Annotated in this window: 15 protein-coding genes; 9 read left to right on the forward strand and 6 right to left on the reverse strand. The window is 56.7% G+C overall.

The annotated features are described in order from the left end of the window. The first annotated feature begins 251 nt into the window (after positions 1–251). The gene (locus AC1M2H_RS16540) at positions 252–1,451 is read left to right on the forward strand and encodes an HD-GYP domain-containing protein (protein WP_480148177.1); all 1,200 of its coding nucleotides are present in this window, start codon (positions 252–254) and stop codon (positions 1,449–1,451) included. Between the two features lie 82 nt (positions 1,452–1,533). Continuing rightward, a complete protein-coding gene (locus tag AC1M2H_RS16545) occupies positions 1,534–3,318 on the forward strand; it encodes a diguanylate cyclase (RefSeq protein ID WP_480148178.1) in 1,785 nt (594 codons plus the stop codon). Between the two features lie 10 nt (positions 3,319–3,328). Here the strand turns inward: AC1M2H_RS16545 and AC1M2H_RS16550 are convergent, their stop codons facing one another. Further along, on the reverse strand, positions 3,329–4,258 hold the full coding sequence (locus AC1M2H_RS16550) for a LysR family transcriptional regulator (protein ID WP_480148179.1): 930 nt from the start codon (positions 4,256–4,258) through the stop codon (positions 3,329–3,331). A gap of 114 nt (positions 4,259–4,372) precedes the next feature. Between AC1M2H_RS16550 and AC1M2H_RS16555 the strand changes: the two genes are divergently transcribed. Together AC1M2H_RS16555 and AC1M2H_RS16560 are read left to right on the forward strand one after the other, a co-directional pair. Continuing rightward, positions 4,373–5,428, forward strand: coding sequence for an SDR family oxidoreductase (locus AC1M2H_RS16555; protein WP_480148180.1), 1,056 nt, complete (start codon positions 4,373–4,375; stop codon positions 5,426–5,428). Between the two features lie 160 nt (positions 5,429–5,588). After that, entirely contained in the window at positions 5,589–6,071 is a 483-nt protein-coding gene (locus AC1M2H_RS16560) for a cold-shock protein (protein WP_480148181.1), read from the forward strand. Between the two features lie 86 nt (positions 6,072–6,157). Here the strand turns inward: AC1M2H_RS16560 and AC1M2H_RS16565 are convergent, their stop codons facing one another. Then, positions 6,158–6,697, reverse strand: coding sequence for a DUF2058 domain-containing protein (locus AC1M2H_RS16565; protein WP_480148182.1), 540 nt, complete (start codon positions 6,695–6,697; stop codon positions 6,158–6,160). A 283-nt stretch (positions 6,698–6,980) separates the two neighbouring features. Here AC1M2H_RS16565 and AC1M2H_RS16570 point away from each other — a divergent pair, with 283 nt between their 5' ends. The 3 genes from AC1M2H_RS16570 to AC1M2H_RS16580 all read left to right on the forward strand — a co-directional run bounded on the left by AC1M2H_RS16570 (position 6,981) and on the right by AC1M2H_RS16580 (position 9,824). Next, positions 6,981–7,511: a glyoxalase superfamily protein gene (locus tag AC1M2H_RS16570; protein WP_480148183.1), complete on the forward strand. Its 531-nt coding sequence runs from the start codon at positions 6,981–6,983 to the stop codon at positions 7,509–7,511. A gap of 276 nt (positions 7,512–7,787) precedes the next feature. Beyond that, positions 7,788–8,765 carry a DUF1852 domain-containing protein gene (locus tag AC1M2H_RS16575; protein WP_480148184.1) on the forward strand — a complete coding sequence of 326 codons (978 nt, stop codon included), beginning with the start codon at positions 7,788–7,790 and terminating at the stop codon, positions 8,763–8,765. Positions 8,766–8,792: 27 nt separating this feature from the next. Then, positions 8,793–9,824: a methionine synthase gene (locus tag AC1M2H_RS16580; protein WP_480148185.1), complete on the forward strand. Its 1,032-nt coding sequence runs from the start codon at positions 8,793–8,795 to the stop codon at positions 9,822–9,824. 5 nt (positions 9,825–9,829) lie between these two features. On the opposite strand, the gene AC1M2H_RS16585 is transcribed toward AC1M2H_RS16580, so the two are convergent. From AC1M2H_RS16585 to AC1M2H_RS16595, 3 genes are read right to left on the reverse strand one after another with little or no spacing between them, the layout of a single operon-like run. After that, positions 9,830–10,693: an efflux RND transporter periplasmic adaptor subunit gene (locus AC1M2H_RS16585; protein WP_480148186.1), complete on the reverse strand. Its 864-nt coding sequence runs from the start codon at positions 10,691–10,693 to the stop codon at positions 9,830–9,832. Then, on the reverse strand, positions 10,690–10,905 hold the full coding sequence (locus AC1M2H_RS16590; RefSeq protein WP_128878467.1) for a DUF1656 domain-containing protein: 216 nt from the start codon (positions 10,903–10,905) through the stop codon (positions 10,690–10,692). The genes AC1M2H_RS16585 and AC1M2H_RS16590 overlap by 4 nt, the downstream gene beginning before the upstream one ends. Then, positions 10,895–12,958 carry an FUSC family protein gene (locus AC1M2H_RS16595; RefSeq protein WP_480148187.1) on the reverse strand — a complete coding sequence of 688 codons (2,064 nt, stop codon included), beginning with the start codon at positions 12,956–12,958 and terminating at the stop codon, positions 10,895–10,897. The genes AC1M2H_RS16590 and AC1M2H_RS16595 overlap by 11 nt, the downstream gene beginning before the upstream one ends. Positions 12,959–13,035: 77 nt before the next feature. On the opposite strand from AC1M2H_RS16595, the gene AC1M2H_RS16600 reads away from it, so the two are divergent. Together AC1M2H_RS16600 and iraP are read left to right on the forward strand one after the other, a co-directional pair. Then, on the forward strand, positions 13,036–13,830 hold the full coding sequence (locus AC1M2H_RS16600) for an AraC family transcriptional regulator (protein ID WP_480148188.1): 795 nt from the start codon (positions 13,036–13,038) through the stop codon (positions 13,828–13,830). 447 nt (positions 13,831–14,277) lie between these two features. Further along, a complete protein-coding gene (gene iraP / locus AC1M2H_RS16605) occupies positions 14,278–14,619 on the forward strand; it encodes an anti-adapter protein IraP (RefSeq protein WP_045854887.1) in 342 nt (113 codons plus the stop codon). Positions 14,620–14,681: 62 nt separating this feature from the next. Here iraP and AC1M2H_RS16610 read toward each other — a convergent pair whose 3' ends face one another. Next, positions 14,682–16,856 (reverse strand): TonB-dependent siderophore receptor, encoded by a 2,175-nt coding sequence (locus tag AC1M2H_RS16610; RefSeq protein ID WP_480148189.1) that lies wholly within the window; start codon positions 16,854–16,856, stop codon positions 14,682–14,684. Positions 16,857–17,124 lie beyond the last annotated feature (268 nt).

Below are 17,124 nucleotides of genomic sequence, written 5' to 3' on the forward strand. Positions count from 1 at the left end.
TGCCACTATTTATTTTCTTTTTACAGGCAAAATGATTAACTGTCGGGCAACAAAGGCTTTTCATGCATCATTCACGCCGGTTTGCTGCAGCGACGCCCCCGGGATGGGCGCGCCAGATGATGAAACCGCCGCCGGACCAACCGTTTATTATTGTTAGTTGTCCCGCCTCAGACGCGTTGCTAGTAAATTATCAATACACTAACGGCCGGAATCGGCCTATTTTATGTGGATATCGCGAAGAGGGAAAAACGATGCGTCTCGCCTTAAAATCAGCATTGATGCTTACCACTCGCGTCATACAGATAATCAATCCCGAACTCCACCTGCATATGCAGCGAACGGCCCTTATCGCCCTTGAGCTCTCGCTGGCGCTACGGCTGCCGCGTCAGCGGCAGCAGACTATCTTTTGCGCCGCGCTGCTGCACGACATCGGAGTGCTGGGGGACAAGCGGATGATTACCTCGCTCAATGCGATAGATAACCTTGACGATCCCCACCAGCAGCGGGGGGCGGAAATGCTTAGCGGTCTCGCTACTCTGGCGCCGATCCTGCCTATTATTCGCCACCACCACCTCAGCGCGGACTATAAAGGTAGCCTCGACGAGCATATTGTCTGTTTTGCCGATGCCTTCGAACGCCTGCTCTCCGCTGATGCCGCCCCGATCGAGTATCAGACCGGCACTATTATTGATAAATTCCGCGCCCTGCATCAGGAGCTGGACCCGCAGCTGTGCCAAACCCTGTGTCAGCTGGCGAAAAAAGAGCACTTCTGGCTGCATCTTAACCCCGGCCATATCCAGCGGATGCTGGAAATCATCGGCCCGATTAACGATCTGTACATCGATGTCGACGGCCTGAAAGACATCTGCTTATTGATTGCCAAAATCGTTGATACCTACAGCAGCTTCACGGCCAGCCACAGTATTATGGTCGGCGAAATATCCTGGCAGCTGGCGCGCTATATGGATCTACCGGCAGAACAGTGCAAGAAAATCGAGGCCGCCGGCTACCTGCACGATATTGGCAAGATCTTTATCCCGCTGGATATTCTGGAGAAACAGGGCGAGCTCGCCCCCGCAGAGCGTCTGCTGGTGCGCGAACACAGCTATATGACCGGCGAGCTCCTCAGCGCCTTTAGCGAGCTCGGCGAGATTATTAACTGGGCCGCCAACCATCATGAAAAGCTCGACGGCAGCGGCTATCCGCTGCATCTGAACGCGGATTATCTGCATCTGCCGGACAGAATTATCGCCATCGCCGATATTTTTACCGCGCTGACCGAAAATCGCCCCTATCGCCAGGCGATGAGCTATCAGCAGGCATTACGGCTAATTGAAAACGATGTTATAAATGGCGCGCTGGATGCGAATGTTTTTGCCGTTTTACGCCAGCATGCCGATACGCTCCATCGCGAAATCATCGGTAAACAACGCGACCGGTCGCCACCGTGACCTGCCGGCAGCCTGCGGACAGGACGGGGTCCCATAATAAAAAATAACGTTATAAATTCATCTGCACGCAAGGAAATCACCGGTGAGAATCGCCACCATGACCAACTGGGCCTACGGTATCACCGTCGCCCTGACCCTCGCCTCCGGCATTGCTATGCTGATGGCCTCCAACGCGGATACTGCCGAACGCCAGGCGGTGCAGCAGCGCCAAATTTTCGACCAGCTAACCGAGGAAGTTGAATCAGACGCCTGGGAGCTTTCAGACCTCGCGCGAGCCTACGTTATCAATAAAAACCCGGACGTCTTAGCGGAGTATCGTCAGCAGGCTCAGGCGATGACCTCCATCGAACGCCGGCTAGGAAAGCTTAAGGATAGCGGCGCAACGTCCCAGGAGCTGGCGCTTCTGCACGAGGGTTTACGCATTGCCGACGAGCTGCAGGACGAACAGCAAACGGCGCTGGCTAATATCGCCCGCGGTGAGGATAAAGAGGCAATCGGCCTGCTATACGGTAAGCCTTACGAGCAGGAGCTGGATCGGGTTCAGACGCAGATCGACCACTTCCGCCAGCTGCTGGAAGGCCGGGCCAACGGCGCTATCGTGCAAGCCACCGAGAAGTCCCATACCTGGCGCAGCCTGTCCGAGCTGATGGTCGGGCTGACGGCGCTGATGTTCCTGTTTGTGCTGGGTTTTATTCTGCAACGCCGGGTGCTGTATCCGGTGGTACGCCTGAGCGATGTCGTGCAAAGGCTCGCCTCGCAGGACTATGCGGTTGAAGCGCCGAACTTCACCCAGATTGATGAGATTGGCGATATGGCGCAGGCGATCCGCATTTTCCGCGAGAACGGCCTGGCGCGCCAGCGCCTTGAACAGGAGCGCGACGCCGACTGGGCGATCCGCGAGCTGCTGGCGCGGATGACCCAGCGTCTGCAGGGATGCGAATCTTTCGAGGACGTGGTTAAGGTCGCCGAGCTTTTCGCGCCCAATATCGCGCCGGAGATCCCCGGGCGGCTCTATATTCTCGACCTCGATCCCTGGCAGATGCGCTGCGTCGCCAGCTGGCTCTCGCCGCCGGATGAACCGGACGTCTTTCATCCCGATAACTGCTGGGCCGTGCGCCGCGGGCAGAGCCATCCTCCGGTCAACGGCGAGCCGGATATTGCCTGCTATCATCTGCCGAAGCCCGGCGCGGAATGGTCGCTTTGCATTCCGCTGATTGCCCAGGGGGAAGCCATTGGCCTGCTCTCCTTCAGAAACGTCACTCCCGCCACCGCTCCTTCACGCGCCTACCTTGAGCTGATGGCCGAAGCGCTGGGCCTGGCGCTGGCAAACCAGCGTCTGCGCAATGCGCTGCAGGAAAAGGCGCTTTTCGATTCGCTGACCGGCCTGCGCAACCGTCACCATCTTGAAGACGCCCTGCACACCCAGATGAATCTGGCGATGCGCAACGGCACGCCGCTGAGCTGCCTGATGATCGATATCGATCACTTCAAGGCAATTAACGACCGGTACGGCCACGAAGCGGGCGATCTGGTGATTAAAAACGTGGCAACCGTGGTTCAGCGCGCGGTGCGTGATATCGGCATAGCCTTCCGCTACGGCGGCGAAGAGTTTTTAGTCCTCCTCGCCGGGACCGACGAAGAGTCGGCGCTGGCGTGCGCCGAGGATATCTACAACCACGTCCGCAATATGACGCTACGCTACGGCCTGAGCGAAATGGGCCAGATAGACGTCTCTATCGGGATCGCCAGCTTCCCGCAGCATACGCAGAGCGACAGCCTGCTGCGCGCCGCCGATGCCGCGCTGTATCGGGCAAAAGAGCTTGGCCGCTCGCGGATCGTCAGCTTCGGCATGCTTAAAGCCGACTGAATTCAACCCGCTATTCTTCGCGAGGGCCCAGGGACGGAGTCATGGCTATCCCGCTAACGTTGCTTATTCCGTTGATAATCGCCTCGGTTAGCATCCGGGCCTTCAGCGGGATAAAGCGCCCGGTGGGATAGAGCGCGTACAGTCCGAGCGGCTGCCAGCGGTAGTCCGCCAGCACCCGGATCAGGGTTCCCTGCTCCAGCTGTCTGGCCACCAGCGGCTGCTGTATGCCGCCGATCCCGCCCCCCGCTTCCAGCGCGGCAATCAGCGAAAAGCTATTGTTGGCGCGGAAAACCGCGTTCAGACGGACGCTCTCTTTTCCGTTCGGTCCTTCCAGCGTCAGGTCATCCCCGGCGGCGAGGCCGCTGTAGCGAAGCGTCCGGTGCAGCACCAGATCTGACAGCCGCACCGGCGTTCCGGCCTGCTGCAGATAGCCCGGCGCGGCGACCAGCACGCGCTGAACGTTAGCCAGCCGTCTGACTACCTGGCTGAGGCCGGTGGGTTCTCCCAGCCGGATGGCAAGATCGACTCCCTCGCCCACCACGTCGGCAAGCCGGTCCTCCAGCATCAGCTCGACGCTGAGCTGCGGATTACGCTGCTGAAAGGCGATAACGATCGGCGTCAGGAGATGCTGGCCGATCCCCGTAGGCGCCTGCACGCGCAGGGTCCCGCTAAGCTTCTGCTGCTGCCCGATCAGCGCCTCCTCGGTTTCCGCCAGCGCATCGAGGATCGGACGAATCTGCCGGTAATAGCGCTCGCCCGGCTCGGTGAGGGTCACCGCGCGGGTGGTGCGCAGCAGTAACGTCACGCCGAGGCTCTGCTCGAGGGCCATGACCTGCTGGCTGACCGCAGGCTGGGTCAGACCCAGGCTGCGGGCCGCGGCCGAGAGGTTGCCGGTTTCGGCCACCCGGATAAAAACGTCCATCGCCTTGAGCTTGTTCACTCTTTTCACCTCAAAGATTTTGTTATTAATCTTATTATATATGCCGGTCTTCTGCCTTTATCGCTAATGAATCATGCTCTGATTTCACTTTCGACCCGAAAAGAGGAACTCAGCATGAAAACTCAACAACATCCGCGCCTGGCCGCGGTGGCCGGCGCCAACGGCGTCGCCGGAAGCAGGCTTATCGACGAGCTAGAGCAGGCCGGCTGGCAGGTCATTGGGCTGTCGCGGCGGGGAGGCGCCTCGCGTCCCGGCGTTCGCTACCTGGCGGTGGATCTGCATGACCGGAAGGCGACGATGGCGGCGCTGGCGGATCTGCCGGTCAGCCATCTGTTTTATGCCGCCTACCAGCACGCCGATAGCTGGGCCGGGCTGGTGGAGCCGAACCTCAATATGCTGGATAACGCGCTCAGCGCCGCGGAGCAGTCGCCCCAGCTTGCGCACGTCAGCCTGATGCAGGGCTATAAGGTCTACGGCGCTCATCTTGGCCCGTTTAAGACCCCCGCGCGCGAAAGCGACGCGGGGCATATGCCGCCGGAGTTCAACGTTGCCCAGCAGAGTCTGCTGGAGGCGCGCCAGTCCGGGAAAAGCTGGCGCTGGACGGCGCTGCGCCCGTCCATCGTGGGCGGGCTGTCCACCGGCAATCCGATGAACCTTGCCCTGTCGCTGGCGGTCTATGCGGCGATTTGCAAGGAGTTAAACGTTCCGCTGCGCTTCCCCGGCAAGTCGGGCGCCTGGCACAGCCTGATTGAGATGACCGATTCCGGCCTGCTGGCGAAGGCGACGCTGTGGGCAGCCACCAGCGAGGCGGCGCAGAACCAGGCGTTCAACGTCAATAACGGCGACCTGTTCCGCTGGCAGGAGATGTGGCCCCGGATTGCGGCCTGGTTCGATCTGCCGGTTGCACCGCCCCTGCCAATGTCGCTGCAGGAGGTGATGGCGGATAAAGCGGCCATCTGGCAAACAATGGCGGCCAAATATCGGCTCAGGGAGAGCGATATTGCCGCGATTACGGGCTGGGAATTCGTCGATTTTGTCTTCAGCTGGGACTACGACATGTTCGCCGATGGCAGCAAAATTCGCCGCGCCGGCTTCCATGATTACTGTGAGACCGAGGCCATGTTCTGCCAGCTGTTTACCCGGTTTCGGCAGATGAGGCTCATTCCCTGAACGACGCTCGCGCTCGTCATTCTGCGTTAGCCGACCGCCGCCTGCTCGCGTAGCTGAAATTTATCAGCCAGACTTAAAGCAAAGACGTAGTCTGCGCAGGGATTGTGTTTTACACTGCGCGCTGCAAAAACTCAGTAGATAAACGATTAGGTAGGCGGTAATGGCGATGAACGGAACAATCACAACCTGGTTTAAAGATAAAGGTTTTGGCTTTATCAAAGATGAAAACGGCGATAACCGCTATTTTCATGTGATTAAGGTCGCCAATCCGGAGCTGATTAAGAAAGATGCGGCGGTGACTTTCGAGCCCACGACCAATAACAAGGGCCTGTCAGCCTATGCGGTGAAGGTGGTCCCGGAAAGCAAATATATCTATATCGCCGGCGAGCGCATTAAGCTCACGTCAATCAAATCTTACCTGGTCTACAGCGAAGAAGTACCCGCCGATATCCGTATTGATAAAGAAAATGCGGTGCTGTCCGTGGGGGCGCTGATGGGCAGCATCCGGCCGAAGACGGCCGCGGCGCCGGGTGAAATGCGCGCGCTGAAGAAGCTGGCGATTACCACCTTCCAGGGAACGACGCTCATCTTCTCGGAGGATGAAATAGACGTCGATGCCACGGTAAAAATGCTTAAGGTCTGAAGCCGTATTTCAGGCAGGCCGCCGGGGTAAAACTGAATGAAAAGTCCCGAAGGACTTTTCATCTGCAGGCCGCGACAAATGCAGGCTTACCACATCAAATCGTCAGGCACTTTAAAGTCGGCGTACGGATCGTCCTCATCCTGCTCTTCCTGACTCAGCGCGCTGTTTAATACGATACTGTTCGCATCGCGCTGCGCGATTTTATCGGCAACAACGGCGGGGATAATCGCGTATTCGCTCTCGCCGCTGGCCTCAGCAACCAGACGCGCGATGGCGAGGCGGCCGCTAATCAGCTGGGCGTGGGTCGGCTTATCGACAACGATTTTCTTAATCAAATTGTTATCGGTGAAGTTGAAATCGATGTTGCCTTTTGCCACGCGGATGCGGTTCATTTCAATCAGCTGCTTGACCTGAGCCTTATACTCTTTGGATAAGATAGCCTGTTTTTGCTGTTCGCTTAGCTGCTTATCGCGCTCAAGCTGCGCCTTTTTGTTTTCCTCTACCGCCTCTCTGGCCTCACGCGCCTGAACGCGCGATTTTTTAGCCGTTCTTTGGACCTTGGCCATTTTTTTGCTGGTCACCAGACCCGCTTTTAGCATCTGCTCTTGTAAGGTAAGTTTTGTCATTTTCGCTTCTAAACCCGTTGAATAATGCGTGGGATTATACCCGTTATTTTGGCCAATGTGCCAGGCTGCCGGCCCCGCTGACGACGGGTTTCTTTCGTCTCGTGCCGGGCTTGCGTCATTGGCGGCGATTATATATTTTACTCTTTGGCCCGCGCTGCCCGCCGCTCGCTTCCGTAAGGAAAAGGTGAAAGCGCGTCATTAACCCACGTTGCTTAGCCTATATCTTGTGACGATCGGGGTTTGGTAATGCGAGCGCCAACATACCCTGACGACAGGAGAAAAGATGTTTTCGATCGAGCAGGCAAAGGTTATGGCCACAAAACTGCGCAACTCGCTGGAGTCGCGCAACGTCACCCTTCCCCACTCTTCCGCGCTTGAAATCGTCGCGCAGCAGCTGGGCTATAAGGACTGGAATACGGCATCGGCACGGTTAGACTCGTCGGCGGCTCCCGCAGGCGTCTCTTTTGAGAAAAGCATCCCGATTTTACGCATGTTTGACGAGCGCAAAGCGCGCGAATTCTATGTGGATTTCCTCGCCTTCAGCGTTGAATTTGAACACCGCTTTGCGCCTGACCTTCCTCTTTATATGGGAATCGGCCGAAACGACCTGCAGCTGCACCTCTCTGAACATCACGGCGACGCCAGCCCGGGCGCGACAATTTTTATACCGATGCGCAACATTGAATTGTTCAGGGATGAGTTAAGGCACAAAAATTACGGTTACGGACGGCCGGACATCGTGCGCCAGGATTGGGGAAAAACCCTTGAGGTTCACGATCCCTTTGGCAACCGGCTGCGCTTCTGCGAAAGCTAATCTCCGGCGCAATACCCCTTCCCCCGCCGATTCGCGGGGGAAACCTTTAATCCTCGGCCGTACGCGGCGACGATGCCCCAGCCAAACCCCGATCATGAAGATGGCTCATGTTGTAATGAAATTAAGTCGCTTTCACTCATCCAGAGCCTCTGGCATAAAATACATAATGTTAACTTATTGACAACATGAAGAGCGGCGGCTGAGAAAATCAGCCGCTAGCGGAAAATCAGCAAAGAAATTCAGTTTTCATGTCAGAACCTGGGATGCAAGATCGCGATGAATAAAGACGTTACGTTTACGGTTAAGAGCACGCTTTTCGATGAAAACTATAACCCTTCTGAAAATACGCGTATTACCACCAACTTTGCTAATTTAGCCAGAGGGAAAGACCGTCAGCAGAATTTGCGCAACACCCTGGTGATGATGAACAATCGTTTCAATACGCTGGCGTACTGGGATAACCCCCAGGGCGATCGCTATGCCGTCGAACTTGAAATCATTTCCGTTGAAATGAAGCTCGAAGCCAACGGCGAAACCTTCCCGGCGATCGAAATTTTAAAACCCTATATTATTGATAAAAAGACCCAGCAGCGCATTGACGGTATTGCGGGGAATAATTTCTCGTCCTACGTGAGAGATTATGACTTTAGCGTCGTGCTGTTAGAGCACAATAAGAATCAGGCGCAGTTTAGCATCCCGGACAACTTCGGCGTGCTGCACGGCAATATATTTAAATATTTTGTTAACTCCGCCGCGTATAAAGATCGGTTTAAAAAATCGCCGGTTATCTGTTTAAGCATCTCAAGTAAAGACACCTACCAGCGTACCGGCAATCAGCATCCGGTACTGGGCATCGAATACCAGCAAAACGGCACATCGCTGACCGAAGAGTACTTTGGCAAAATGGGCCTGAAGGTTCGCTATTTCATGCCGAAAAACAGCGTTGCGCCTTTAGCCTTTTATTTCACCGGGGATTTACTGAGCGACTACACCGATCTTGAGCTGATCGCGACGATCAGCACGATGGAGACCTTCCAGAAGATTTACCGCCCGGAGATTTACAACGCCAACTCGGCGGCAGGACAATATTATCAGCCCGACCTGAACCACCAGGATCACTCATTGACCAAAATCGTTTATGACCGGGAAGAGCGTAGCCGGCTGGCTATTGAACAGGGAAAATTTACCGAAGAGCATTTCATCAAACCATACCAGAATATTCTTGCGCAATGGTCTGCCAGCAACACTCTTTAATTAATCAAAAATAAAAGGTCATTCATTATGAAAACGCTATTACCGACTTCAACCGCCGGCAGCTTACCTAAACCTTCCTGGCTCGCGCAGCCCGAGACCCTGTGGTCGCCGTGGAAATTGCAAAATGAGGAGTTAGTTGAGGGAAAACAGGATGCTCTGCGCCTCTCCCTGGAAGATCAGCTGCGGGCGGGCATCGATATTGTCAGCGACGGCGAGCAAACCCGGCAGCACTTTGTCACCACGTTTATTGAGCACCTCAGCGGCGTGGATTTTGAGAAGCGCGAGGTCGTTAAAATTCGCAACCGCTACGATGCGAGCGTGCCGACGGTGGTTGGCGCCGTGGCGCGTCAAAAGCCCGTTTTCGTCGAAGATGCCCGCTTTTTACGTCAGCTAACCGCTCAACCAATCAAGTGGGCTCTCCCGGGCCCGATGACGATGATCGATACGCTGTACGATAACCACTATAAAAGCCGCGAAAAGCTCGCCTGGGAGTTCGCAAAAATTCTCAACCAGGAAGCAAAAGAGCTGGAAGCGGCCGGCGTCGATATTATTCAGTTTGATGAGCCCGCCTTTAACGTCTTTTTTGACGAGGTGAACGACTGGGGGATCGCCGCTTTAGAGCGAGCCATCGAGGGGCTGAAGTGTGAAACAGCGGTGCATATCTGCTATGGCTACGGCATTAAGGCCAACACCGACTGGAAAAAGACCCTGGGCTCAGAGTGGCGCCAGTATGAAGAGGCGTTCCCTAAACTGCAGACCTCTAATATTGATATTATCTCGCTGGAGTGCCACAACTCGCACGTGCCGATGGATCTGCTTGAGCTGATCCGCGGTAAAAAAGTGATGGTCGGGGCCATCGACGTGGCAAACCATACTATTGAGACGGCGGAAGAAGTCGCCGGCACCCTGCGCAAGGCGCTGCAGTTTGTCGATGCCGACAAGCTCTATCCTTCAACCAACTGCGGTATGGCTCCCCTGCCTCGCCGGGTGGCCACGGGCAAACTCAACGCCCTAAGCGCGGGCGCAGAGATTATTCGCCGCGAGCTCGCAAACGGGTAGTCGCGTTACGGGGTAATGGCGATACTCGCCGACAGCCCGGCGACCAGCTCAACCCCTGCCGGTAGCGTATCTATATGGATACGTACCGGCACCCGCTGCGCAAGCCGCACCCAGCTGAAGGTTGGGTTTACCTCCGGTAGACCCAGCCCGCCGGTGTCATCATTACTGTCGCCGATGCCGTGTCCGATACTCTCAACGTGGCCGGCGATGGTCGCTTCAAACCCCATCAGCACGATCTGCGCGCTGTTGCCCACCCGAATATGACGCAGCTTCGTCTCCTCAAAATAGCCCACCACCCAAAAACTCTGCGCATCGATAACGGCAACAGTGGTCACTCCGGCGGTGGCGTAATCGCCGGGACGCAGCCTGAGATGGGTGACGTAGCCGGCGACCGGCGATCGAACCGTGGCATGGGCCAGGTTGAGCTGCGCCAGCTCCAGCGCCGCCAGCGCCCCGTGATAGTTCGCCGCCGCGACGTTCGCCGCGCTGCCAGTTTGCTGTAAATCCTCCTTCGAAATCACGCTGCTGAGCTGCGCGCGCCTGCGGGCGGCGTCCTGACGCATGGACATCTCATGGCGCCGGGCTTCAACTTCGGCCTCGGCGCTGGCTACTGCCAGCTTTAGCCAGTGCGGATCGATGGTATAGAGCACATCGCCCCGATTGACCCACTGATTATCCCTCACCGCCACGCCGTTCACCGGCCCGGAAACATCCGGCGCAATACGCACTACATCCGCGCGAACCCGGCCATCCCGGGTCCAGGGTCTCTGGGCATAATGCTTCCACATCATGAAAGCCAGAATGGATGCCGCCGCGACCGCAATAAGCGTCAGCGCGTAGCGGCTCAGTAGAGACAGAAATGACTTCATGCTAATAACCCCAGCGCGTTCAGTCCCTGCAGCAGCAGGAAAAAGGTGAAAATATAGGTCGAAAGCCCAATCAGCGGACGACAGGGCAAACTGCGGTATAGCCTGCTGAAAGCGAAAAGCGCCACCAGCAGCAGCGTGCACAGCAGGGCCACCAGCGCGACCGCCAGCAGGCCGGGAACGAAGACTCCGCCGAAATTAACGTCATTCATCATCGGATGACCTCCTGTTTTGTTCGCTCAGAGCACAGTGCAGATCGACAAGCTCGTCCGTCAGCAGACGCGATAGGCCATCCGGCGCCGGCGCATAGCGGTCCACGATGGCCAGGATCCGCGGGCGTAAGGCGGCGGGCTCATCCCCACGAGCCAGCCGGGAAAATAGCGCATTAATCTCCTTCGCCGCCTCGCTCCCCATCTGAAGACGCAGGCGGCGTAACCGCATCACGCAGAGCCCCACGCGCAGATGGTGCAGCATGTGGTTGAGCGCGTGCCCCGACGATTGCCAGCTTCGCGGCAGGCGCGGCAGCAGGAGCGCCGTGCGGTCAATCATCAGATTGGTCCACTGCGCCTCATCCGGCGCAAACGTCCCCTTCAGGCTGCGCCTGACGTCGCGGCGGCAAATGCGCAGCAGGCGATTGATGGCGGAGTCTGCCTGCACCGTTTGCAGCACCCGCATACTCGCCACGGCAAAACCGGTGGCGGCAAACAGGGCGATGGCCGTGTTGATCGCCACCGCGAAGTCGCCGCTGTAGTGAGGGCCCAGCTCGCATAAAATGGGCAGCGTCAGCGTAATCCCCATGGCCATAAACGTGGTGGGCGGCCGCGCCTGCAGCGATCCGGCCAGCAAATAGACCGGGGCCAGCGCCGCAACCATCACGCTGAAATCGGTAATCTGGGGGAGGAGCACGAAGCTGTAGATCAGGCTGGCCGCCACGCCGTAGGCCGAGCCGACGATATACTTAACGATATGGGGCGCCGGAGTATCGAAACTGCCAAACAGCGTGCAGCAGACTCCGAGAATGGAAACCGCCGTGCCGCCATCGGGCCAGGCAGAGTAAATCCAGACCGCGCAGCCGCTCGCTATTATCGTGAAAGCGCCCAGCGCGGTACGCGCAGCCGACAGGCCGTCGCGATGGAAAACGTAGCCCGTTACCGCCCTGCTTTCGGCGGCTATTTGCGCGGGCTGCGCATGGCGGATGGCGTCAGCGAGCCGCTCGCACTGCTGCAGCAGGATGATTGCCTGCTGAAGGTGACGGGCCAGGCTCACCTGCTGGTACCGGGCAAACGTCTGCGCATCGGCCGCGAGCCGCGCCGTTAGGCGCGCGCTGCGTTCTGCCAGCCCGTCTCCCGCTATTTTCCGCAGCTCCGCCTCCTCGCAGGCCAGCCATGTTTTGACATCCTCCAGCAGCTGCTGCAGATCGCCCGGGATGGCGCCGATCGGCTGTAGGCGATCGCGTAATTCGCAGCTGACCACCAGCAGCTGCGCCAGCCGGTCATGGATTGCTTTTCTGCCGTTGCGGGCAAATCCCGGGATCGCAAAGTCATAGGGGAGATGGTGATTGACGCCCTGCAGGAACTGCAGCGCCAGCGCCAGCTGCAGGCTCCCCGCGGCCTCATCGGGTTTACCCGTTAACGCGTGGGCGAGGGTCTGGCGCACGGCGCGCAGCGTTTCCGCAACCTTGCTGTTAAACAGCCCGGATAGCCGCTTTGGCAAAACGTACCTGTGGACCAGGGCTGCACAGAAGATGCCGATGGCAATCTCCTGCACCCGGGTGATGGCGACATCAAAAATGGCGCCGGGATCGAGTACCGCGGGAAAGCCGATCAGGCTGGCGGTGTAGCCGGCTAACAGATAGGCATAGGCGCGGGGCGTGCGCTCAAGCAGCGACAGGTAAAGACAGAAGGTAATCCAGCCGGCGAGCACCGCGCTGCAGACCAGCGGCGTATTGACAAAGGCCGGCACGATCAGCACGGTCGCCCCGGCGCCGGCTATCGTGCCGATCAGGCGATAGACGCACCGGCTCAGCGACGCACCAACCGACGTTTGCGACACTATGTAGACGGTAATAATGGCCCAGGAGGGTCTTTCCAGGCCGATGGATAAGGCGAGGTAATAGGCCAGCATCGCGGCCGCAAAACTTCTTGCGGAATAGAGCAGAGCATTGGCATCGCTCAGGAGGCCGGGCGAGGAGAGTAGCACCCCCGCACGACGGAAGACCACGCTTTTAGCCCGCAGCAGGCGGGAAGGACAATCGTTTATTTGGCTCATGCCGGCAATTATTACCGGGTTGCGCATCTCATTAAATACTATATTCTGTCAAAAAATCCCTAAATACTGCCAATACGATGCCGTCTCAATACGCCACTACATTCTTTGACCCGGACGCCGCAGGATCTCCGGCGGTCGCCCGGCAGCTTGATTTTGCTGATTACGCTGCGGAAGTGCCGGTCCACACCCACCTGAAAGGGCAGCTGATTATCGCGCTTTACGGCGCCGTTATCTGCCGCGCGGAGAACAACCTGTGGATCGTCCCCCCCGACTGTGCCGTGTGGATCCCCGGCGGCGTCCCCCACAGCGCTAAAGCCACCTGGAACGCGCACCTCAACTATTTATTCATTGAGCCCGGCGCCGCGGCGCTGCCGGAGCGCTGCTGTACCCTGGCGGTATCTGCGCTGATCAAAGAGCTGGTCGAGCGCTTAACCCGCGAGGAGGTCGGCTATTCGGCAGATAGCCACGCCGCCAGGCTGACTCGAGTTACGCTCGATGAGCTGGCCGCCATGCCGCAGCAGAACTTCAGCCTGCCGGTCTCGGCGAATGCTAAAATACGCGCCATGGCCGATGCGCTGGTGAGTCATCCGGAGGATCGCAGTACGCTGCGGGAGTGGGCGAAGCGGCTGGCGCTCAGCGAGCGCTCGCTGGCACGGCTGATGCAGCGAGAGACGGGTCTGACCTTCGGGCGCTGGCGCCAGCAGCTGCATCTGATTATTGCGCTACGGGAGCTGGCCAGCGGCACCTCCGTGCAGAACGTCGCGGCTCAATTGGGCTATGAGTCCGTGAATGCCTTCATCACCATGTTCAGAAAAATGATGGGGAGCACCCCGGCGCACTATTTCGCCGAGCGTAAAACCGCGGCTTCCTGACCGCGCAGGCGAATGAACGTGCGCTCGCGGCGATATTTTAACCTCCGCGCGTGGGGCGGGAAATTCGGATTGATAACGTTTATTTTTACACGTCAAAGCGGCGCTGAAGTTATTTAAAATTAAACAAAATCGGCCTTATTAAGGCATGCTGATAAATAGCCGAAACGCCACGTTAATATCAAAACGCCCTCCTCTGCTTGATTCTCTCTTTTTCAGATGGCGTACGCTCGCGTACCGGCCCCGGCGAACGCCCGGTTGTGACCTCCGCTTCAGGATATCCGCATCGGAAAAACGGCCCGTTTTGTGACGACACGGCAACAAGATCGCCGCCCTGCTAACACTGAAGATATTTTTTCTGGCATATTTATGTGCTATGGGTATTTCGCCGCACCAACAACGAAGATAGCCACCGGCAACCCCGTTTATCTTATTGATTTGAGGAGTATCATGAACAATGTCATTCTCAGCATAATCGCGAAAATCTCTTCTATGGACGCGGAAAGCAAACAGCTTGCTGCTCAGGTTGAAGCTCAGTCATTACTTATCAGCGCCTTAATGCTGGCCATCGGCAAGGAAGGCGGCGTATCAGAACTGGTAGGCAGCGTTTCTAAGGCGATAAATTCCGTTCTCGAATCTTCCGAAGAGGTTCTGAAAACGGACGCTGAGCTTCTGTTGACAAAATTCCACGAGCAAATCGCGCTGACGCAGCTGATCAGCACGCATGCCGATGAGATAAACCCGGAAGCGACGGACGGTTCTTCCCCCTCTTCCGATCCGCGTCCTGATTGAGCTGGCAAGCCAATAGCTGAGCGATAAAAACAATGAGGGCGGCCTGAAGACCGCCCCGTTAATTAAAACGACATGGTTACGCCGGCGTAATAAGCGCGCCCCGGTTCGTTATAGGTTGAAGCCCCCGCGTTCTCACGGTAGATCTGCTTATCAAACAGGTTGTTGATACCCGCATTGGCGCGCAGATTTTTGGTGATATCGTAGTTGACGTTCAGGCCAACGATGGAATAAGGGCTAATTTCACGTTGTGAAAGGCCATTCCTGCTTTCAAGGGACGTCTCAGCATATTGGCGCGGTTTCTGGCGACCATATTGCGTCCAGTTAACGTTCGCGCTCAGATCTTCAGTGGCCTGCCATTCCAGCTGGGAGTTGATGGTAAATTCCGGGATCACCGACAGCGGATTGCCGGTCTTCTTGCTTTCAGAACGGAACATGTAGGTGGCGTTAGAGCGCCACTCCAGCGTATCGGCAATCAGAGGAATGGTCAGGTTGCCTTCCAGCCCTTCAACGATGGCTTTACCGCCGTTTTCCCACTGCAGCACGTTATAGGTGCCGTTGGTGTAAATGGCCGAAGTGCCGGACACGATTTTGTTTTTGTAGTCATTGCGGAAGTAGGTAATGCCAGCGGCGTAGCCGGCATGACTGAATTCAATCCCCACCTCTTTGTTCACGCTAATTTCAGGATCGAGGTTATCGTTACCCAGTAAATAACATTGAGTGAGGCCAATCGGGCAACCGTTGCCGCGCGTGGAAAGCAGGTAGCCCGGCGTTGACTGATAAAGGTTTGGCGCCTTGAACGCGCGGGCAATACCGGCTTTCATGGTGAAATATTCCCCCAGCCCCTGCGAAATATTCAGGCTTGGGCTCCAGTTAGCGCCGAAATTATCGTGATAGTCAAAGCGCAGCCCCGGAATCACCTCGGTGCTGTCGGTCGCGGCAATATTATCCTCGAAATAGAGGGAGCTAATCGTGGCCGAGTTTTCACTGCTGCGCTGGGAAGGATCGCCTGAGCTCCCCGGTAAATAGAAGTCAGTGCTCGACGACTGCATAGAGGCGGGATCGTTGAGCTCATCGCGGTTCCACTCCGCGCCCAGGGTCACCGTTTGATCGACCAGCAGCTGCAGCGGGAAGCTGACCTCCCCGCCCGCCCGATAGCTTTCCAGCCGGCTGGTCGAATAGACATCGCTGTTGATCATCCCTTCCGTACTGCCGCCGGTGCCCTCTTTTAAGCGGGTGTTATTGGTCTTTTCATAGTTAAAGTTAAGCCTGGACGTCCCCCAATCCCAAATACCGTTGTGAGTGATGCCATAGTTTTGACGGTATAAGCGGTTGGTTTCATCGCCGTAGAGCGACTCGACTAAGCCACCAGCGCTGCTATTACTGTTGCTGTTTTGCGTATCGCCCGCGTAGATATTGCCCTGACGGCTATAGCCATAGGAGAAATCAACGATCTGGGCCGGAGTAATTTTCCACGAGAGCACGCCGCTAATATCTTTATTACGTACGCCTTCGCGACCCGCAGCATAGGAACCGTTTTGTGCGGTATTGATGTCATAGGCATCGGCATCGGTGCGGTTGATATTGCCATACAGACGCATCGTTAGCGCGTCACCCGCCAGCGGGCCGCTGAGGTTGAAGTTAGCGCGTCGGGTGTCACCTTCTTTGCTGCTTTCCGGCTGATTGGTGAAGAGGGACAGCGAGCCATGCCAGTCATTGGTGGGGCGTTTAGTAATAATATTGACCACACCGCCCGCAGCGCCAGAACCATAGCGGGCCGCTGCCGGGCCGCGAATCACCTCAATACGTTCCACCATTTCTGCCGGCACCCAGTTGGTATCGCCGCGAGAGTCGCGTTCGCCGCGCCAGCTGTAGCGCACGGAGTTACGAGAGCTCACCGGCACGCCGTCAATCAGCACAAGGGTGTTTTCCGGGCCCATGCCACGGATGTCGATTTGCCGATTGTTACCGCGGCTGCCGCTGGCGCCATTGCCGGTCAGGTTCACACCCGGCATTTTGCGAATGATGTCGGCAAGATCGTTAACAGGAGGGCTTTTTTGAATATCTTCTTCGGTGATAATCGACACGCCGGGCTGCTGTTTCAGCCCCTGCTCAGCGGTGACGAGCATCGTTTCGTCGTCAGCCAATTTCTCCGTAGCTTCTTGCGCAAAAACGGGTGAGCTGAGCAAGCCAGCCAAAAACAGCGCAATTGGGCGCTTTTTATCTAAAGTTACATTCACTTAAATAATCCCCAGAAGAGTTAATATTTGTAAGTAAATGCTTATGATAATGAGAGTAATTCTCATTGTACACACACCGAAATAGCTCCTCCTTTTTTTCTACATTATTTGATGGCGTTGCGGTTTATATGTAAATAAACGTAAGTCAGCTGCCGGGCAAAAAAAGAAACCCGTATCGGAAAATACTCAATCACAACACATTGATTAATGTTCTTAAAAATCATAGTAATGAAAACCGTAATAACACCCTGTCATTATCTGGTTTTTC

The organism is Klebsiella sp. F11, from assembly GCF_056712265.1.